This window comes from Actinophytocola sp., assembly GCF_009379765.1.
Classification (GTDB): Bacteria; Actinomycetota; Actinomycetes; order Mycobacteriales; family Pseudonocardiaceae; genus Actinophytocola.
Window position 1 is genome coordinate 18,549 of sequence record NZ_WHTD01000082.1, and the last position, 17,167, is coordinate 35,715.

A 17,167-nucleotide genomic window follows, 5' to 3' on the forward strand; every position below is an offset into this window, starting at 1 on the left:
GAAGGGTGTCCGAACGTTGCGTCGTCGACCGAACCGCGCGGAACTGGTGAGGGAGAGGGTGCTCGGATAGCGTTCCGGTGTGGATTACGTGATCGAGCCCGCGGCCGGTCTCGCCGCGGTGGCCTCGATCTACCGGCAGGTCGGCTTCCGCGCGGACCTCGTCGACGACCTCGCCTTCGTCCAACGGCTCGGCGGTGCGGTCTTCACCGCGCACCGGGACGGGACGGTCGCCGGCGTCTCCTCCTGCCTCCCGTTCGGCACCACCGGCTGGGTCGGCGGCGTCGCGGTCCTGCCCGAGCACCGCCGCCGCGGCCTCGGTGAGCGACTCACCCGCACGGCCGCCGAGGCCGTTCAGGACCGCGGGATCGCCACGGTCCTCCTCCACGCCACCCTGATGGCCGCGCCGCTCTACGCACACATGGGCTTCGCACACGAGAGCGAATCCGTCGAGCTCAAGGGCGCCCCGCTGCCCGACTCACCCCAGGAACGGCCCGGCACGGAGGCCGACCTCGACGCGGTCCTCGAGCTCGACCGGGAGGCGACCGGTGAGGACCGTGGCGTCCTGATCCGCGCGCTGTGGCCACGGGGCGGCCACGTGGCGAGCGGTGGCTACAGCTTGCGACAGAGCCCGACCGGCGCCGGCGCGGTGATCGCCACGACCGGCGAGGCCGGCGAGGCCCTGCTCACCGCGGCCCTGTCCGGGCGCCGAACCGAACGGCTGCGCGTCGCCCTGCCGGTGGCGCGGGAACGCACCCGCAAACGCTTGGCGGAGCTCGGCTTCCGCGAGTCGACCCGCACCGCCCGGATGCGCCTCGGTCCCGCGGTACCGGCGAGGCACGACCACCTCTACAGCGTCTTCAACCTCTACTGGGGCTGAGGCCCGCCACGATCGCGGTCCCCTTCCAGCTCTCGAAGAAGTCGGCGCGGCCGTGCCGCAGGAACGCGCCCGCGCGCTCCGCCGGGTCGTGATACGTGACCCGGTCCGCGTCGAGGCCCACCAGCACCACCTGATGCCCGACGCTGCTGCGGTCGCGCCACGGGCGGTGGATCGAGACGACCACCGGCAGCCCGGCCGCCAGCAGCAGCCGGATCGTCCGCAGCCCCTCGGCCAGCATCTGGTCCTTGACGAGCTGGATCTCCCGGCGGGCCGTCGCGGTCGGGTCGCGCCCGGCGAGGTAGGCGCTCTCCCGCCCGTCGAGCAGCCGCCAGTTCCGCCGGTAGGCGGTGAGCCCGAACGACTGCAGGACCTCGATCAACCCGCTGTGCAGCCACCCGCGGACCGGGTCGAACGCCTTGCGCTCCAGCGCCGCGGTCAGCACGTCGACCATCGACACGACGTGCCCGTAGTAGTTGAGCACCATCGTGAGGCACGCGATCGCACACGTCCGGTCGCTCCACCGCGCACCGGGTTCGGGCAGCAGCGCGGTGTCGTCCGTGTGGACCAGGCCGCGCTGCGAGCAGAAGGGGACGTCCATACGCCTCGATCCCCGAACGTTGTTCCGGTTCCTCGTTGCTGCCGTTAGCATCTTCGCAGCGTTGCCGGCTGTGCGCGGACGACCAACGGGCACATCGTTCCGCCCCTTCGGGAGGATCATTGGGAACTCCCGGACCGAACGGGGCCATGCTCCAATCCGTGTCGGAAGGCGACAGCGTCGTCGCGTTCTCCGGTCGGGCCGGCGGCGTGAGCGTCGCGCCGTTCGAGTCGGCCAACATCAGCACGCGGGTCGGCGACGACCCGGCCGCGGTGGCGGAGAACCGGCGGCGGCTGCTCGACGCGCTCGGCGTTGTGGGCGCCACCATGGTCACCGCGCGGCAGGTGCACGGCGCCACGGTGCTGCCGGTGTCGGGTGTTCGCGCCGGTCAGGCGGATGGTCTCGTGACCCGTGAGCGGAACCTCGTGCTCACCGTCGGCGTGGCGGACTGTGTCCCGGTGGCGCTCACCTCGCCGGCCGCGGTCGGCATGCTGCACGTCGGCTGGCGGGGGCTGGTCGCCGGGATCGTCCACGCGGGAATGGCGGCGCTGCACCGGATCGGCGGGCGCTCGGTGACCGCGTACGTGGGGCCGTCGGTCGGGTCGTGCTGCTATCCGGTCGGCGAGGACGTGTGGTCCGCCGTGGTCGGTCGTTACCCGAGCGCGGGTGCGGTGTCCCTGGCCGGGGAGCGGTCGCTCGACCTCGGCGCGGCGGTCACCGAGGCGCTGCACCGGGCCGGGGTGGCCGGCGTCGTGCGGATCGAGGGCTGCACCGCGCACGAACCGGACAGGTACTTCTCGGTGCGGCGCGACGGCCGGACCGGGTGTCAGGCGGGCATGGCCGTGCTTCGTGAGGGTTGAGAGGGACGCATGTACTCCGTTGCGTTGGTGCAGAACCAGTCCGAGATGTCGCACTACGGCTACGCGGACGCGCGGCCGTTGCTGGACGGCTACGACTACCGCCTGTTCACCGGCGACAACATCACCGACCTGCCGGCGCTGCTCGCCCGCCGCCAGTTCAACGCGCTGGTCCTCGGCTCGAACGCGTTGAACGACAAGGACATCCTGCACGCGCTGGGCAACCCCGAGTTCGCCGCGTGCCTGGGCGAGTTCCTGGCCGCCGGCCGTGGTTTCCTGTGCCTGCAGCAGATCGGGCTCGCCATGCGCCGCGGCCCGACGCTGAGCGTGCTGCCCGAGCCGTTCGGCAGGCTGCTGCCCACGGTGCTTCCGCGCGGCGACACGGCGCTGCGGTCGGGGCGGCTCGAGGTCGGCTCGCCCGCCGCGCCGCACGTGGCGCTGACGTACCCGACGATGATCGACCCGGAGCAGGTGCGGGCGCACGCGATCGCGTTCCGCAGCCTGCCCGGCTTGTACTGGCACTACTGGGACCAGGTGGATCGGGGCGACTGGGACCAGCTGATCGTCGACCCGACGCCCGACGCGGTCCGCTCGCTGGTGCTGGCGACGAAGGAGTCGGTGCCCGGCCGCGCGGTGGTGTCCGCGCTGCCGCTGGACTGGCAGAAGCACAGGGAGTTATTCCGGAACCTGCTCGTCTATGTCGCGGAGGGCCGGCACACGCTGGCGACGGTGAACCTCAAGGAGGGACACGGGACCTTCGAATACATCAGGGAGAGCCTGTACTCGCGGTGGCTTCCGTTCGGCCAGTACCTGCTGCCGGATGACCTGTCCGATGTGGACCGCAACCTCCGGTTGGGCATCCACTCGACCCTCCTCATCGGATCCGAGCTCCGCCTGGCGGACCTGCCGCCGTCGCTGCTGAGCACGGTCGAGGAGGCCGTGCGGGGCGGTCGACTACGCGTGGTCGACATCGGGAGCGGCGCGTTCGGCGTGCGCAGCATGAGCGTGGTGAGCCAGGAGCTCCGGCCGCGCAGGCTGTTGCAGGCGACCGAGCTGGAGATCCAGGCGGAGCTGCGCGCGGGCTACATCGACGACAGCTTCTGGAGCCATGTCGAGACGCTGCAGACGGTCGACCAGCTGCCCGAGCGCGCGGTCGACTACGGGCGGCTGCAGGACGCGGCGTTCGAGATCACCCGCAACCACGACCGGGGCGGCTCCTACGACGAGATCTTCGGCCCCACGTGTGCCTACTACTGGCTGCGGGCGCGGTACCTGGGCGTCGACTCCCGCGAGGCGCGCGAGACCGCGGTGTGGCTGCGCCGCGCGATGCCCGACTACGAGCCGTACGACCGCGCACTGGCGTACCTGGTGTTCGCGAGCATGGGCCAGCTGACTCCAGCCGAGGGTTCGGATCTCGACGTCACGGTTCGGGGCCTGGACTACTCGGCGCTGAGCGAGTCGGAGCTGCTGCAGTACCTGCGGGCGGTGCTGGCGGCCGGGTTGCCGTCGGACCTGGTGGCGTCGCTGGCGGTGGCGCTCGCCGGTCGCCGGCGCGACGGCGTGTGGGTCGACGTCACCACGACGGCGACGGCGGTGAACACCTTGCTGGACGCTCATGCGCGGCTGCGCGGCGACCCGACCTACGAGCAGGTGGTGAAGCAGGTCGAGGGCCCGGTGCGGGCGGCGGTGATCGTGTTGCTGCGGATGCTGGCGCAGGCCGAGGCGTCGCCGGAGCAGAGCCCGTACCCGTGGGAGGGCAAGGCCCGGACGACCACGAAGTGCTTGCAGGCGTGGCTCAAGTTCGAGGTGCTGCAGGACCTGCCGGTGTTCGAACTGCTGGAGAACCTCGGCCGGGCGGATCGGGATGCCACCCAGGTCGCGTCCAGCCGTACGGCGCTGATGGTGCTGCAGGAGACGAGCGAGGAGAACGCCCGGCTGCGCGTCGAGAACGCCGCGATGCAGGTCGCCTTGGACGGCGCGACGAGGGGCCTGCGGGTGCGGACGTATGTGTTGGGCGCGGTGGTGCTCGTCGCGTACGTGCTGATCACGCTGATGGTGGGGTTGCTGATCCTGTCGAACTGGGCGCTGGACCGGGCCGTCGCAATCGGGTTCGTCGCCGGCTGGGGGTTCCACTCCGGACTCGCGGCGCTCCTGCTGACCGTGCTGGGCCTGTACCTGCCGCTGCGGAAACGGCGCGCTCGGTGAGCGTTCCATTCCACGACCCCGCGGCACGCGTCGCCGACCGGGCGGCCGAGTGGGAGGAGGCGTTGCGGCGGTGCGTCCGGGAGCTCGAGTGGGTGCGCCCGAGCACGTCGGTGGCCCGGTTCGAGGAGGAGCTGGCGGCCCACTGCGGTGTCCGGCACGCGATCGCGACGTCGTCCGGGTCGTCCGCGCTGCTGTTGCTGCTGGCCGCGCTGGGCGTCGGCCCGGGCACCGAGGTGGTGACGGTGTCCCAGACGTTCGCCGTCACCGTGGCGACGATCAAGCTGCTGGGCGCCACGCCGGTGCTCGTGGACGTGGAACGCGACGCGTACACGATGGACCCTCTGCTGGCGCTGGCCGCGGTCGGTCCGCGGACCCGCGCCGTGGTGCCGGTGCACCTGTACGGCCGGCCCATGGACGTGTCCCGCCTCGGTTCGCCGGACGTGCCCGTGGTCGAGGAGGCCTGCCAGTCCGTGGGCGCTTGCCTGCGCGGCGCACCGGTGGGCAGCCTGGGCACGGCGGCGGCCATGAGCTTCGGCCGGGAGAAGGCCGTGGCCGGCCTGGGCGAGGGCGGCGCCGTGACGACGAACGACGACGAGCTGGCTGTCCGGTTGCGCCGCCTGAACGGCCACGGCTGGGACGGCCGTGCGCATCTCAGCGTGGGCACGAACCTTCGCATGGACGCACTGGCGGCCGCGGTGTTGCGAGTCGAACTGACCCACGCCGAGTCCGACCTGGCCGCGCGTCGCGCGGTGGCCGACCGCTACACGGCGGCCCTGTCCCGGCTCGGTGTGGTCCGCAACCCCGTGGTTTCCCCGGGGGACCGGCACGGCCTGTTCGTCTACGCGATCGAGGTCCCCGACCGGGCGGCGTTCTGCGCGGAGCTGACCCGCCGAGGCGTCGGACATCGGCTCCACTACGAGCATCCGGTCCACGGATGGCCCGCGTACCAGGACCTGGCGGGCTCCCTGCCGGTGACGGAGGAGATCGCCTCGCGGGTGCTCTCGCTGCCCCTACGCCCCACCCTCACCTCGTTGGAGATCGATGAGGTGGTCGAGGCCGTCACCGCCGCCCACGACCTGGCACGCGCGTAGCGATTGTGCTGATCGGACACCGGGCCGCCGTGGGTTCGGATCGCCGATGCGGTTTTCGAGGCCGTGGTGGATGCGTAGGCGGATGCTCGGGTGGATGTTCAGGTCACCCAGGTCGGCGGGGTTGGCCCAGAGGACTTCTTTGGACTCGTCGCTGGTGCGAAGCTTGCCGCCGGTGGGGGTGGCGCGGAAGCAGACGGAGAACTCTTGGCGGACCGCGCCGTCGGTGAACTCGATGACGTGGTCGGGGTCGCTGTAGACGCCGACCATACTGGTGACCACTACGGCAACGCCGGTCTCCTCCATGACCTCGCGTTCCACGGTCCGGGTCAGGGTCTCGCCCAGTTCGAGGGCGCCGCCGGGGATGGCGTACAGGTCGTTGTCGGTGCGGCGGATGAGCAGGAGCCGACCGTCCTCGTCCTGGACGACGGCCGTTACGGCCACGACGATGCTGTTGGCCGCGGGGGCGTCGGGGCTGCGGTAGTGATCGATTCTGGCCATGTCGTCCTGCGAGGGCACAAGGCAACCCGGTTCAATGCCCCTGGTTCGCTTGCTCGCGAATCATGGCCGCAAATCGTGGAACAGTCTTGTCCAAAGTACTGAGGAGTTGGGCGACGGTAATGAGCGGGTTTTGGCACGCGGCGACCTGCTCACGTACGCAACGCCTGGTCTGTGCGGGATACAGATCGAGTTGATCGAGGAGGAAGTCGTCGGGGTGGACGGCGTCGATGTCGTAGGGCAGCAGCGCCGATGACGGAAAGTCCTTGACGTTGTGGGTGACGATCACGGCAGCGTCCGCACGCACAGCCGCCGCAAGTACGTGTCGATCTTTCGGGTGATTTGTCATCGTGGGGATGAGTGCTTCATAGCCAGTCACGAGGGCGTCCGGAAACGTGTCGCGCATCTGCTGGACTCGCCTGTGTGCTTTGTCTGGAGCAACGTCGAGCCGGGGGAGGTTGCGTTCGACCTCGTCAAGCACGTCCTGAGACCACAACGGTCGGTAGGTGTTGGCCTCGGCCAGCCTCAAGAGAAGGTCGGTCAGCTTGATGGGTATCAGCACGCATGCGTCGAGGAGGGCAGGAAAGGCCATTCGACAAGTCTGGCCGAGATCTCAGCGAGTTTGGATGAACTCGTCGGCCGTGTCGTCGGTGCTGTCCGCGGACGCCGTGCGGGTCATCTCGTCGAGCGTTGCACGCCGCTCTGTGCGGGCTCGCTCCTGGTAGGCGACGACGTCAGCCAGCATGACTCGACGGTGCCGGCCTCGGAGCTGGAAGGAGATCTCGCCATCCTCGAGAAGGCGTACGAGGGTCGGTCGTGATATGCCCAGTAGGTCGGCAGCTTCCTGCGTGGTCAGCTGGGTGTTGTGGGGTGCGATCGTGATGGCCAGGCCCTGTGACATCGCGTCTACAACGCTTCTCAGCACCCTGTAGACCTCTTCGGGTAGCGGTGTGTGCGTCCCGTCCGGGCCGACCAGGGTGGCCGCGGATGTTTGTAGTGCCGTCGCGAGACTTGCCAACTCGGAGGCATCCTTGGTTGGCGGCAGTACCGTGTGGGATTCCAAGACCGCAGCCATCGTCGTCCTTCCCGAAGGTCGTTCGATACCCAGTCTATCCGAAAAAAACGAAAGCGCCAGCTCGGGGTCAGCCGGCGTCACCTGTGCTGGTAGAGGTGATCATCCGGCTGAGCGCGACGTCAGCCGCCTGTGCCCGCCATGATGTCTCTGCTCGCCGTTGCCATCTCCAGCGCCGGGACGGCGGTGTCAAGTGTGGGAGCTTGCTCCCATCGCGCAGCGCACTTGATGCCGCCGCCCTGGTGTTAGACGATCATCGGGCGCTGAGGGCCGGTTACTCGAACCGTTGGAGGTGACGCACGGTGGCAACCGCACCGACCGGCTACTGGGACGACCTGGCCGAGGACCTACGGGATCCTGAGTTCAGACGCACCTACGTCCGCGAGTGTCGTCGTATTGCGGCCGTCGATAGCTGCGTCAACGGGTCGAGCGCGGATGGCGCTGAAGCCGATGCCAGTGGTGCTGGCGTGAATACGTGAGCGCTGAGCGTGACGAGCTGATGCGCCTGGTCCAGGACTTGCCCGAGGACCAGGTGCCACAAGCGCCGGCCGAGAGCCGCCACCTACCGCCGGTCGGCGAGCGAGTCTGGCCGCCGGCCTTCTTCGTCAGCGCCCCGGGCGACGGCAAGCGCATAGCGGACCATGCGGACGAGCTGCTCCGCGAAGGCTTCGACCGGTGTAACGCGTTATCGTCTGCGACACGGCGCTTCTGGTAGCCGCCGCCCTCTACCGCGACCTTGACCACCGCCGATGCGTCGACCTGTTCGCCGGCCTACGCATGGCCAACCGCCCGATGCCGCTCCCGAGCCATCGTCGCCGAGTTCGGTTGCCTCCTCGCAGCAAATGCCGGCCCTCAGGTCGAGCACGCTCCCTTATCGAGTTTCGTGGGGACCACATTCGTTGGCGAGACGCCCACACGCCGAGGAGGATCACGGCCACGCCGGACAGTGAAAGCAGTGGCACCGACTCGTTGAGGAACGCGAATCCAAAGGTGACCGATGCGACTGGGACCAGATACGTGACGACGGATGCACCCACTGGGCCTTCGATCCTGATCAGGGCGTAGTTGATGATGTAGGCGAGTCCGGTGCCGATGACGCCGAGGATGGCCAGGCCCAGCCAGGGGACCCAGGACCATTGCGGTGCGCCTGCCGTGTCGAACGGCAGAGTGAGGGCGGTGAGCGAGCTTGCCGCGACCAGTTGGCTCGTAGATAGCACTGTTGGTGTCAGCTTGCGTGGGGTGAGGTACCTGCTCATGTAGAGGTAGCTGATGCCGTAACTCAATGCGGCCAAGAGACAGTGGAGCGCGCCGAGCGTGTCGACTGTGCCCGCGTCCCACGGGGTGAAGATCAGCAGGCTGCCCGCGAAGCCCAGTCCGAGGCCGGTGACCTGGAATGCGTTGAGGCGCGATGACTGTCGGACCGCGAAGCCGAGGCCCAGTGTCCACAGGGGCGTTGTCGCGTTCAGTGCGCCGGCGATTCCCGAGTCGACCCGGGTCTCTCCCAGTGCGAACAGCAGGTAGGGGGCTGCGTTCGCTACGAGGGCCGCGACGAACAGGTGGCCCCAGGTTGGTAGGTCGCGGGGGAGCTTGTCGCGGCGGATGGTGATCACGGCGAGGAGGACCAGCGCGCCGAGGACCATGCGGGCGAAGGTCAGCTGGATCGGGCTGAACGCGTCGAGGGCGATCTTGATCCAGAGGAAGTTCGAGCCCCAGACCAGGGCGAGGACACCGATGAGCAGGGTGCCTCGGGTTGAGGTGGTCACCTCAGTTCTCGATGTCGAAGGTGTAGACGAGGCCGGACTTGTCGGCGCGGTGGACGAAGCGGGTGACCTCGAAGGGGTCGCCGTTCTGGTCGAAGCTGGTGTGTAGGACGTCGAGGACCGGGACGCCGGCTGGGGTCTGTAGGAACTGGGCTTCGTCGTGGGTGGGCATGCGGGCGGTGACCTCGTCGCGGCCGGTGGTCAGGACGTGGCCTTTGTCTTCTAGGCGGCCGTGGATGCCGCCGGGGCCGGTCTTCGGTTCGAGGAGTTTGGTGCCTTCGGCGTCGGTCCAGCGCAGGTAGGTCGTGACGAGCTGCACGGGTTCGTCGTCGGCGTGGTACTCGTTCAGGCGGCGGAGCACGGACTCTTCGTCGGTGGGGACGCCGAGGCGTTCGGCGACCTCGGGTGGGGGAGTGATGCGGTCGATCGCGACGGCCTGGATGCTCGCGGTCTTGCCTTGGCGCTTCATCTCCAGGCGGAACGGGGTCAGGCCGGTCTCGCGGTAGGCCTTCCTTGAGTAGCGGTCGTTGCCCCAGCGGAACAGGCGTTGCTTCTCGCGCACGAAGACGCCCTTGCCGTGGTGCGGCGTCACGAGGGCTTCTTCGGTGAGTAGGCGGATCGCTTCGCGGGCGGTATTGCGGGCGGTGCCGAACCGGCGCGCGAGCTCGCGTTCGGACGGCAGTTTGTCCCCCCGGGCGAGTTCGCCGGACACGATCAGCTCGCGCACGGCGTCGGCGATGCGCCGGCTCGGCAGCTGGTTCGCGGTGTCGTCCTGGGGGCTCATGCCAGTCAGCATACAACTGGCTTAAACCAGTTGGTTGCCTCTGTTCGTGCCGTGTGCTTCACTGGCTTAAGCCATCGCTGGCTCAAGCCAGTTGAGTTGAGGAGAGGGCATCATGGCTGTTCCGTATGGCACGAGGTTCCCGGTCGAGTTTGACCTGGTGTTTCCGCAGGGCGCCTACATCGTGGGCGACGTTGTCCCGGTCACCGAGTACCAGTCCCAGGAGGACAAAGCGCGTAACCGGCCGGTGCGTCCGCGCATCGACGAGGTGACCGGTCGGCCGATCTACACGGTGACGATCGCCGACCCAGCCGCCGAGAAAGACCGCGACAAGTCGATCACCGTGGAGATCGCGGCCAAGGTCCAGCCGGTGCCGCCGGCGGCCGTGGGCACCCTGCCGTTCCGGCCGGTGATCTTGGAAGGTCTGACCGTCCAGCCGCGGGCCGAGGCGTCCGGGCAGGCGAAGTGGATCACCTGGGTGGTCCGGGCGACCGGTCTGCGCGCGGTCGACGCCGCCCCGGCGAAGAGCACGCCGTCCACGTCGGCTGCGGCCTGATCGGGGGAGGGGTGTTCACCGTGACATGCGCTCCCGGGCGCGGAGCCGCCGCCGACGTCCGGCATGTCGGCCCCGGCTGGCTGTCGCTCGTCCTGTCGATGGACCCGGGCCGGGTGGTGATCGACGTTCCCGCGGTGAGCGGCGGCGGCATCATCCTGGCCCGCTTCTGCGTCGACCTCGCGCAAGCCGCCGCCCGCGTAGCCGCTGATCTCGACAAGGGCGGCCAAGGCGGTGTGCGGCGATGACCGGCGACGACTACAGCATGGCCTACCAGGTCGGGTGTGCGCCGGGGCCGAACGCGGCCGTCGCCATGGCGCCCGGGCCGGGCGGCATGCCGGTTCTCGTGGTTTATCTGGACCCGGTGAACATGGTCATCCACAGCGCGTCGTCGCCGGCCGCGAACCGTGACCTCGCCGGGTTCTGTCGGGAGTTGGCGCGGGAGGCGACTCGACTCGCCGACGCCATCGACCCGGCCCACGGTCCTCGACACCTGTTGCGGGACGAGGTGTCGGGAGATGCGTAGTGCGGAGCCGCTGCTGGAGGTGACGCCGTACGTGACGTCGTGGACCGGCGAGCAAGAGCCGCGGTCGGCGCTGGTCGAGCGCGCTGGGCGACTCGCGTACCCGATGGACAGTCTGTACGACCGGGACCGGAACGGAGTCCTGTGGTCTCGCACGCCATTGCGGCCGGGACACGGCCGACCGGATTTCGGGAGGGTGCATCCGTTGCGGCAGCGGCGGGCGATGGCCGATCTGTTGTGTCAGGTGTGCGCCCAGCCGGCCGATCGGGACGAGGACGGTGTGTTGTGGCTGCTGCCCGACTTCCAGGATGACTGGGCGGGGTGGCCTACCCGGATGGCCGCTGTTGAGCCGCCGGTCTGTCTGGGCTGTGTCCGGGTGTCGGTGCGGTACTGCCCGGCACTGCGCAAGGGCGCGGTTGCTGTTCGGGTCCGCGACTCCACGGTCGTCGGCGTGTACGGGGCGTTGTATCGGCCTGGGCCGTTGGGGCCGGTGCCGGTCGGGGTCGACACCGTGGCCTACGACGACCCGCGGACACGGTGGGTCCGGGCCGAGCGGCTGGTCCGCGAGTTGGGCGACTCCACGATCGTCCCGTTGGAGACGCTCACCTGCGGCCAGGGGGAGTGATGTCCACATACGACGGTCCGCAGTGGTCTGACCTGCGAGAGGAGACTGGAGCGGGTGACGGGAATCGAACCCGCATGACCAGCTTGGAAGTTGAGATCCGCGACAACCCGGTGACTAGCCGAAACGTCTACCAGCGTGGTTGCGTCGGATCTGTCCGCGTCTCCCCGTTGTTCCCCGTGGTTGGCCGCCCCATCTGGCATGGATCTGGCACGATCCGTACGGCTTGGCTCCGCGCCTGACCTGCCAAAACGTGCTCGCTGCGCTCGCCATGTCTTACCTTGGTGTCGACTGCCGAGCGTGGCTGGAGCGAGGGGCACCCTCGCTCCGAGCTGTGGCCCCGTCCTGGCATCCTGAGCGAGTGACGACCCGGTTCAACACGCAGCTGTTTGATGAACTAATCGCTCCCGGCGCTTCCCAGTTCAACGAGGCTGAGATTCCCGACATGCAAGACCGTCACGAGAATCGGCGGTTCTGGGTAACCCATCTCTTTCTGAACTCCGTAGCAAGCGGTCGTTACAAAAGCCCGCTCAATGCCTACGCGACAGCCTTCTTGCGGCGAGCTGAAGATGCATTCGTGATGCATGACCTGGCCAGGGATGCGACGCTAAAGTTACTTACGTTACCTCAGATGACCCCTTCCCACTATGCTCGCGCCTTGCTGCACTGGGAGGGCTTTCTGACGCAGGCCGCTCAAGCTCAGCACGTCCTCCTTAGGACAATCCGGCACCTATCTGGCGATGAGACACACAAGGTTTACCAGCCGGGTGATGGATCAGTTGAGCAACGACTCAATGCTGTACATAACGCCCTGAAACACGCCGAGAAGCGGATCAATAACAATCAGATTCTTCCCGATTCAGTCAGTCCCGTATGGATGACGAACGAGGGGCTTCAATCAACGGACGCTAATTTGACCTGGCCTGAGACGGGTGAAGTGCTAGACGAATTGGCTCGCTGGGCAGACGGTCTCCAAAATCCGAGCGGATTTAGCGAATGGCTTCGTGGGCAAAGCGCGGATTCCGACTGAACACTGACTGTGACCTGCGAAGACTCAGGTCACGGGCGCTTTCGTTCGACTGTCGGGCTGACAGGGTTTGGACCTGTGACCCCTTGACCCCCAGGCACTTCGCAGCGGTTTGCAAGCAGGGTCTCCATCCCTGCTGACCTGCGATAACAGTGCGTTGACGTCCGTGGACGCCCGCCAGAGTCAGCGGCGATTGTCACGCAGATAGTCGCTCAAGTCTGGCGCTCTGAACGGTGCTCGCTACGCTCGCCACTCCCCCCATCCCCGCGGCGCATGTCACCGACAGCCGGGCACCCGCCGCATGGTGCTTCCTCCATCGCCACGAGGTCGGCGAGCAGGGCTTTGGTGGGCAGGCGGTCGGTGTTGTGGTGTCGGAACACGGTGCGGAGGTCGGCGAGCAACCGCACGCCGTCAGTGGCTGGCTCGCTGGCGTTGAGCACGAAGTGCGCGCACGCGGCCCGCGCGGTGTCTGGCCAGTGCCCGCCCGCCTCGTCGGCGAGGGCCACGAGCGGTTCCCTACCTGCATACGCCCTTCGACGCTTCGAGCGTGAGTGATCGAGGGCCGAGAGACTCCCGGACCACCGGTCACCACCGCCCGGCTGATTTTGGCGTCCCATGGCTGCACGTGCCCTCTGTCGTGTCCTTGCGGAAACGAAGGCCGGCAAGCGATACCGTTAATCATGGACAGTCTGTTGACTTCGATCATTGCGGCTTGCGCCGCAATCGCGGGCGGAACCCTTACCGGACTCTTTGCGCTCAAGACACAGCGAGAAGCGAAGAAGGTGGACGAGGAGCGATGGAACCGTGAGGCTGAAGAACAAAAACAGGCGCGGTTTCACGACCAGCGGCTAGAGGCATACACGAACTTTCTAGCTCAAAGCTCGAATGCGCGCGGATTCCAGATGCATAAGATGCTCGAGAGGTGGCGCCATTCGGGCGGTCCCGAAAGTCCGTTGATGGGCGGATTCGTTCATGCCCACGAACCTGACCACCCCGAGTTCAACAAGGATGCGGCCAGGCAGATGCTCCGGTGCCAAAGCATCTTGGAGATGATAACCTCGTCCCCCGACGTTCGAGATGTGGCCGACAAGATGTATCACAACTTTCTCAGACTCACGACCATTGACGACAATGACCCGGGTCGAAATGAAAAACTCTTGGCTGTATCGCAGGAGGCTGGCGCACTTCACGCCCAGTTCGTTGACGCCGCTCGCCGAGAGCTGGCTGGTGACCAGCCCAGCACGCCCACCGCAACATGAGCGCCCCCGACCCCTCCCCGCTCTATGCCGATGGCCGGCAACAGCCCCTCACCCCCTCAAAGTCGGTTACACCGGTTACATGCCTGGTCAGAGCGGGTGTCGAGCGGTTACCGCCAAAGTTACTGCGGTTACATCGGTAACGCGCGTGCTCGCGTGGCACAAGCGCTGTAACAGGGGGGTGTTGATCACACCGGGCTGTTACAGCGCTCTTCCTCGCGGTGTAACCGACGTAACTGAGCAGGTCACCGCCATGCACCCGCTCTGACCTGCGGTGTTACCGATGTAACCGACGTTTCAAGGGAAGGTGGGACCGTGGGCCGTAGGTACGTGCCCCCGTGCCGGTCGGCCGACCTCCGCAGCGCCGCTCGCTAGAGCTTCTGTTGCCAAGGCGCCGAGCGATCCCCCTTCAGGCCCGACGCCGCGCCACCCACAGCGCGCATCGGACCCGTCACGACTTCGCTCTTGACCGCTGGATCAGTTCTCGCTGACATCTCGAACAATGCTCCCGACCATCGGTCAGGCACATCGACGGTCCGGACGTGTCTTGCACCAAGAGATAGGTAATAGTCCTGCAACTCCTAATTGGTCCTCCACGCGTCCCATCGAATGGCGTCGATACCTCCGCGCACTGCTTTGTCCTGCGCCCACCGCAACATAAGCGCCCCCAGGCCCTCCCCTTCACGCTGGATGTCGGAGGCCATCTTACTCACGTATAGCGCCTTGTCTCGCAGTTCTTCAGGCGTCCAGAAGTCTGGGTCACCGCTCGGAGTGAGCGTGATCGTTGCTATGGCCGAATCACCGTCGAACAGAATCCATGTCTCTTGACGCGCTATGTGATTTGTGAGCCGAGTACGAAACGTACTCCCTGTGCTCCACTGATCAGAACCTCTCGCGCGAAGCCATCGAATCCTGCTGTCTAGGAGGTCCATGACGGCATCCAAGTCGGCGGGACCAGCAGGTCTCATCACGAAGGGTTTGCTCATGTCGTCGGCTTTGCGCGTTCGAATATGACGACATGCTTCGAGCCGATGAGCACGTTGATTGTATGCCTTACGGGCACATCGTCAGCCGTAAATCCCGTAGCCCGGTGCACCACCACCACCACCACCACCACCGGACTCCCGAGGCCAAGTTCTAGCCGAGGCACCTCGTCAGGCAACGGCATTCGCGCCTCGATTTCGTCAATAGCATGAACCTGTTCATAACCCAGACCCGCAAGGGCCTGATTAGTCCCGCGTGCGACGTCCGCAGGATTCACTATATCGGACCCCTTCACCAATTCGAACGGGTAAAAAGAGTCCTGAATATTGAAGGGAATATTGTCAAGGTATCGAGTTCGACGCCTCGCTACCACAAGGTCCTCACCGGTCAAATTTAGCCTCGCTGCTACCCGGTCAGGTGGCTGGATAATCTCCACACCGGGAGGCCATTCAGGAGGCCGGGGGATCGGAAGAATAGCCATCCGGCCGCACCGCGACCATCCCGCGAGCGCCCCCGCAGTGAACCTGAACTGTGGGGGCGCTCGTGTGCAGTTAGATCGTCTATCTCAGGCCCTTGTCCCAACCGAGCATCGGGTTCGCGCGCTCGACGAGTTACCCGTCGGTCGGCGCCGTGACCGGGAGGAACGCCCTGACAATCGTCCGGTTGGCGATCACCCCGCCTCGGACCCTCCTGACGAGTTGCATCTTGGCGAGTGCGTTCAGGTCGCGGCTGATCGCCCGGTCTGTCTTCCCGGCATATGCAGCCGCGATTCGAGGGCTAACCGTCCGGATCTCTGATCGAGGGATGAACTCCTTGCCCATGTCCAGTACCAGCGCACGTTGCCGCCTCTTGGCCATAGTCTCCTGATTGCGGAAGCGCTGGTGGATGTAGTGCTCCCAGGTGACGTCCATCTGGGACTGTCGTATGGCGTTGATCTGCTCGCGCAGTTCGTCGACGAACCCACGCATCGCGTAGCGGATGAACTGCTCGATCGGGAACGGCGCTTTCGAACTGGTCTTCTCCAACTCGACGTAATACTGCGTGCGAGTCTGGTTGTAGTGGTCCGACAGCAGATGCGCCGCCGGCATCGGTACGCCGGCCTGGATGAGGAGCTGGAACTCGATGAGGCGAGCGGTACGGCCGTTGCCGTCGCCGAAAGGGTGGATCCAGGCGAGGTACAGATGCGCCAGGATCGCCTTGATGACGGCGAACGTGTAGCTGAGCTCCGGCCTGTCTGGCGGCGGTTGCATCGACTCAAGCCAGCTACATAGGTGGTCGAGGAGGTACTCGCAGTCCTCCGCGGGGGCGCCACGATAGTTGGCTACGGCGACGGAGTGCTCGCGGATCTTGCCGGGGACGACGCCCTCCTTCAGGGGGAGGCCGTCGAGGATCTGCTTGTTGAAGTGTGAAATTCGGGCGACGTCGAGCCGGAGGGGCCGGCCTTCCAGGACGGCGCCGATGATGTCGTTGTACGCGCCGACGAGGTTATCGATCTCCCGGCCGAGGTACTCCCGGGATTCTGGAAGTTCGAGATCTCCTTGGACTCGGGCGAGTACCTGCTCTTCCGAGAGGGTGTTGCCCTCGATGCTGGTAGTGCCGTGGATGCCTTTGCTCAGGTAGACCTGGTTGAGCCGGGCGGCGACCTCCGGCTGCAGGGGGGCACCGGCGATGTGCTTGCACTTCGAGTCGGCTTCGCCGAGCAGCAGCCACGTGGTGTGGTCCAGTGACTGGAGCCCGAAGATGAACGTGATCCAGGGATGGGTGTCCTGGTACCGGCGGCGACGAGACATGATTCACCCTAGGTTGTGGGCGGCAATGGTGTCCATCACAGTGTCCCACTCGTTGTCCATGGATATGTCCTCTGCGTGCGAACACTACCGTGGGCGATGGACCTCGGGTCGGGGGCGGGCGGATGAACGCTCCTACCTGCTGATCTTCATGCCCAGCGGCCTTCCCAGGATCGGCTTCTAGTAACCTCGGTTCAGCAGGTTGACGCTAACATGGTGCGGTTTTTGACCGGTTGGCTTGTCCCCTTCTCGGGTACAGCCTGGCCGCGCGACTGGCGCTCTGCGGCCCGCCTCGGCGGTGGCGTGCCGGCGCATGGAAGCGCCGTGGCGCGTATCGCACAGGCGAGCGATGCGGTGAGAGCGCGATTACCACGCCCTACACCCGCCGGCTGTGTAGGCGTGCACCTGACGCACCGCGACACGGCGTGCCCGGGCTTGACATGGCCGGCGCGGTGAAGGGCTGGCTGGTTCCGAACGGTCAACGGCGACTGGTTCGGCATCGTGAACTACGAGGTGCCCTATGCCGACGGCCGCCGGGCCGTGGCCCAATGCCGCTAACTTTGGGGTGATCTTGTTGTCAGGCGCCAAAATATGATCTTGGTTTTGGGTGGGAGGGGTTTCTTGTACTCGTCGGTTTGGCGGGGGAAGCGGCCACCGGCCTGTTTCTGTTCGCGGGCGAAGG

At 66.7% G+C, this 17,167-nt stretch carries 19 protein-coding genes; 10 read left to right on the top strand and 9 right to left on the bottom strand.

Going from position 1 to position 17,167, the window contains the following annotated elements; translation table 11 throughout:
- The first annotated feature begins 79 nt into the window (after window positions 1-79).
- Window positions 80-877 (top strand): GNAT family N-acetyltransferase, encoded by a 798-nt coding sequence (locus tag GEV28_RS23820; RefSeq protein WP_291414347.1) that lies wholly within the window; start codon window positions 80-82, stop codon window positions 875-877.
- Here GEV28_RS23820 and GEV28_RS23825 read toward each other — a convergent pair.
- Window positions 858-1,475: a C39 family peptidase gene (locus GEV28_RS23825; protein ID WP_291414348.1), complete on the bottom strand. Its 618-nt coding sequence runs from the start codon at window positions 1,473-1,475 to the stop codon at window positions 858-860. The two genes, GEV28_RS23820 and GEV28_RS23825, sit on opposite strands and share 20 nt — an antisense overlap.
- Before the next feature lie 158 nt (window positions 1,476-1,633).
- Between GEV28_RS23825 and GEV28_RS23830 the strand changes: the two genes are divergently transcribed.
- From GEV28_RS23830 to GEV28_RS23840, 3 genes are read left to right on the top strand one after another with little or no spacing between them, the layout of a single operon-like run.
- Window positions 1,634-2,332, top strand: a complete 699-nt coding sequence (locus GEV28_RS23830; RefSeq protein ID WP_291414349.1) for a polyphenol oxidase family protein — start codon at window positions 1,634-1,636, stop codon at window positions 2,330-2,332.
- Between the two features lie 9 nt (window positions 2,333-2,341).
- Complete coding sequence (locus GEV28_RS23835) at window positions 2,342-4,534, top strand: hypothetical protein (RefSeq protein WP_291414350.1); 2,193 nt, start codon at window positions 2,342-2,344, stop codon at window positions 4,532-4,534.
- Window positions 4,531-5,625: a DegT/DnrJ/EryC1/StrS aminotransferase family protein gene (locus GEV28_RS23840; protein ID WP_291414352.1), complete on the top strand. Its 1,095-nt coding sequence runs from the start codon at window positions 4,531-4,533 to the stop codon at window positions 5,623-5,625. The genes GEV28_RS23835 and GEV28_RS23840 overlap by 4 nt, the downstream gene beginning before the upstream one ends.
- Here GEV28_RS23840 and GEV28_RS23845 read toward each other — a convergent pair.
- The 5 genes from GEV28_RS23845 to GEV28_RS23865 form a co-directional block, all read right to left on the bottom strand.
- On the bottom strand, window positions 5,545-6,123 hold the full coding sequence (locus GEV28_RS23845) for an NUDIX hydrolase (protein WP_367115168.1): 579 nt from the start codon (window positions 6,121-6,123) through the stop codon (window positions 5,545-5,547). The two genes, GEV28_RS23840 and GEV28_RS23845, sit on opposite strands and share 81 nt — an antisense overlap.
- Before the next feature lie 31 nt (window positions 6,124-6,154).
- Complete coding sequence (locus GEV28_RS23850) at window positions 6,155-6,712, bottom strand: PIN domain-containing protein (RefSeq protein ID WP_291414354.1); 558 nt, start codon at window positions 6,710-6,712, stop codon at window positions 6,155-6,157.
- Window positions 6,713-6,733: 21 nt separating this feature from the next.
- Window positions 6,734-7,195, bottom strand: a complete 462-nt coding sequence (locus tag GEV28_RS23855; protein ID WP_291414355.1) for a helix-turn-helix domain-containing protein — start codon at window positions 7,193-7,195, stop codon at window positions 6,734-6,736.
- A 722-nt stretch (window positions 7,196-7,917) separates the two neighbouring features.
- A complete protein-coding gene (locus GEV28_RS23860; RefSeq protein WP_291414357.1) occupies window positions 7,918-8,955 on the bottom strand; it encodes a DMT family transporter in 1,038 nt (345 codons plus the stop codon).
- A gap of 1 nt (window position 8,956) precedes the next feature.
- On the bottom strand, window positions 8,957-9,748 hold the full coding sequence (locus GEV28_RS23865) for a GntR family transcriptional regulator (RefSeq protein ID WP_291414359.1): 792 nt from the start codon (window positions 9,746-9,748) through the stop codon (window positions 8,957-8,959).
- 100 nt (window positions 9,749-9,848) lie between these two features.
- On the opposite strand from GEV28_RS23865, the gene GEV28_RS23870 reads away from it, so the two are divergent.
- The 5 genes from GEV28_RS23870 (at window position 9,849) to GEV28_RS23890 (ending at window position 12,461) form a co-directional block, all read left to right on the top strand.
- Entirely contained in the window at window positions 9,849-10,289 is a 441-nt protein-coding gene (locus GEV28_RS23870) for a hypothetical protein (RefSeq protein WP_291414361.1), read from the top strand.
- Window positions 10,290-10,309: 20 nt separating this feature from the next.
- Window positions 10,310-10,534 carry a hypothetical protein gene (locus tag GEV28_RS23875; protein WP_291414362.1) on the top strand — a complete coding sequence of 75 codons (225 nt, stop codon included), beginning with the start codon at window positions 10,310-10,312 and terminating at the stop codon, window positions 10,532-10,534.
- On the top strand, window positions 10,531-10,812 hold the full coding sequence (locus GEV28_RS23880; protein ID WP_291414363.1) for a hypothetical protein: 282 nt from the start codon (window positions 10,531-10,533) through the stop codon (window positions 10,810-10,812). The genes GEV28_RS23875 and GEV28_RS23880 overlap by 4 nt, the downstream gene beginning before the upstream one ends.
- Complete coding sequence (locus GEV28_RS23885) at window positions 10,805-11,434, top strand: hypothetical protein (protein WP_291414364.1); 630 nt, start codon at window positions 10,805-10,807, stop codon at window positions 11,432-11,434. The genes GEV28_RS23880 and GEV28_RS23885 overlap by 8 nt, the downstream gene beginning before the upstream one ends.
- A 358-nt stretch (window positions 11,435-11,792) precedes the next feature.
- Window positions 11,793-12,461, top strand: coding sequence for a hypothetical protein (locus GEV28_RS23890; protein ID WP_291414365.1), 669 nt, complete (start codon window positions 11,793-11,795; stop codon window positions 12,459-12,461).
- 209 nt (window positions 12,462-12,670) lie between these two features.
- Here the strand turns inward: GEV28_RS23890 and GEV28_RS23895 are convergent, their stop codons facing one another.
- Window positions 12,671-13,075 carry a DUF3631 domain-containing protein gene (locus GEV28_RS23895; protein WP_291414367.1) on the bottom strand — a complete coding sequence of 135 codons (405 nt, stop codon included), beginning with the start codon at window positions 13,073-13,075 and terminating at the stop codon, window positions 12,671-12,673.
- A 63-nt stretch (window positions 13,076-13,138) separates the two neighbouring features.
- Between GEV28_RS23895 and GEV28_RS23900 the strand changes: the two genes are divergently transcribed.
- Window positions 13,139-13,717 carry a hypothetical protein gene (locus GEV28_RS23900; RefSeq protein ID WP_291414369.1) on the top strand — a complete coding sequence of 193 codons (579 nt, stop codon included), beginning with the start codon at window positions 13,139-13,141 and terminating at the stop codon, window positions 13,715-13,717.
- Between the two features lie 979 nt (window positions 13,718-14,696).
- Here GEV28_RS23900 and GEV28_RS23905 read toward each other — a convergent pair.
- Both GEV28_RS23905 and GEV28_RS23910 read right to left on the bottom strand, forming a co-directional pair.
- A complete protein-coding gene (locus GEV28_RS23905; protein ID WP_291414370.1) occupies window positions 14,697-15,134 on the bottom strand; it encodes a UTRA domain-containing protein in 438 nt (145 codons plus the stop codon).
- A gap of 175 nt (window positions 15,135-15,309) precedes the next feature.
- Complete coding sequence (locus GEV28_RS23910; RefSeq protein WP_291414372.1) at window positions 15,310-16,488, bottom strand: Fic family protein; 1,179 nt, start codon at window positions 16,486-16,488, stop codon at window positions 15,310-15,312.
- Between the last annotated feature and the right edge of the window lie 679 nt (window positions 16,489-17,167).

Bases quoted from the DNA above. Each gene is read 5' to 3' on its own strand.
- GEV28_RS23825 (WP_291414348.1), bottom strand. From the start codon at position 1,475: ATGGACGTCCCCTTCTGCTCGCAGCGCGGCCTGGTCCACACGGACGAC.
- GEV28_RS23835 (WP_291414350.1), top strand. From the start codon at position 2,342: ATGTACTCCGTTGCGTTGGTGCAGAACCAGTCCGAGATGTCGCACTAC.
- GEV28_RS23845 (WP_367115168.1), bottom strand. From the start codon at position 6,123: ATGGCCAGAATCGATCACTACCGCAGCCCCGACGCCCCCGCGGCCAAC.
- GEV28_RS23850 (WP_291414354.1), bottom strand. From the start codon at position 6,712: ATGGCCTTTCCTGCCCTCCTCGACGCATGCGTGCTGATACCCATCAAG.
- GEV28_RS23855 (WP_291414355.1), bottom strand. From the start codon at position 7,195: ATGGCTGCGGTCTTGGAATCCCACACGGTACTGCCGCCAACCAAGGAT.
- GEV28_RS23865 (WP_291414359.1), bottom strand. From the start codon at position 9,748: ATGCTGACTGGCATGAGCCCCCAGGACGACACCGCGAACCAGCTGCCG.
- GEV28_RS23870 (WP_291414361.1), top strand. From the start codon at position 9,849: ATGGCTGTTCCGTATGGCACGAGGTTCCCGGTCGAGTTTGACCTGGTG.
- GEV28_RS23880 (WP_291414363.1), top strand. From the start codon at position 10,531: ATGACCGGCGACGACTACAGCATGGCCTACCAGGTCGGGTGTGCGCCG.
- GEV28_RS23885 (WP_291414364.1), top strand. From the start codon at position 10,805: ATGCGTAGTGCGGAGCCGCTGCTGGAGGTGACGCCGTACGTGACGTCG.
- GEV28_RS23895 (WP_291414367.1), bottom strand. From the start codon at position 13,075: ATGGGACGCCAAAATCAGCCGGGCGGTGGTGACCGGTGGTCCGGGAGT.
- GEV28_RS23900 (WP_291414369.1), top strand. From the start codon at position 13,139: ATGGACAGTCTGTTGACTTCGATCATTGCGGCTTGCGCCGCAATCGCG.
- GEV28_RS23910 (WP_291414372.1), bottom strand. From the start codon at position 16,488: ATGTCTCGTCGCCGCCGGTACCAGGACACCCATCCCTGGATCACGTTC.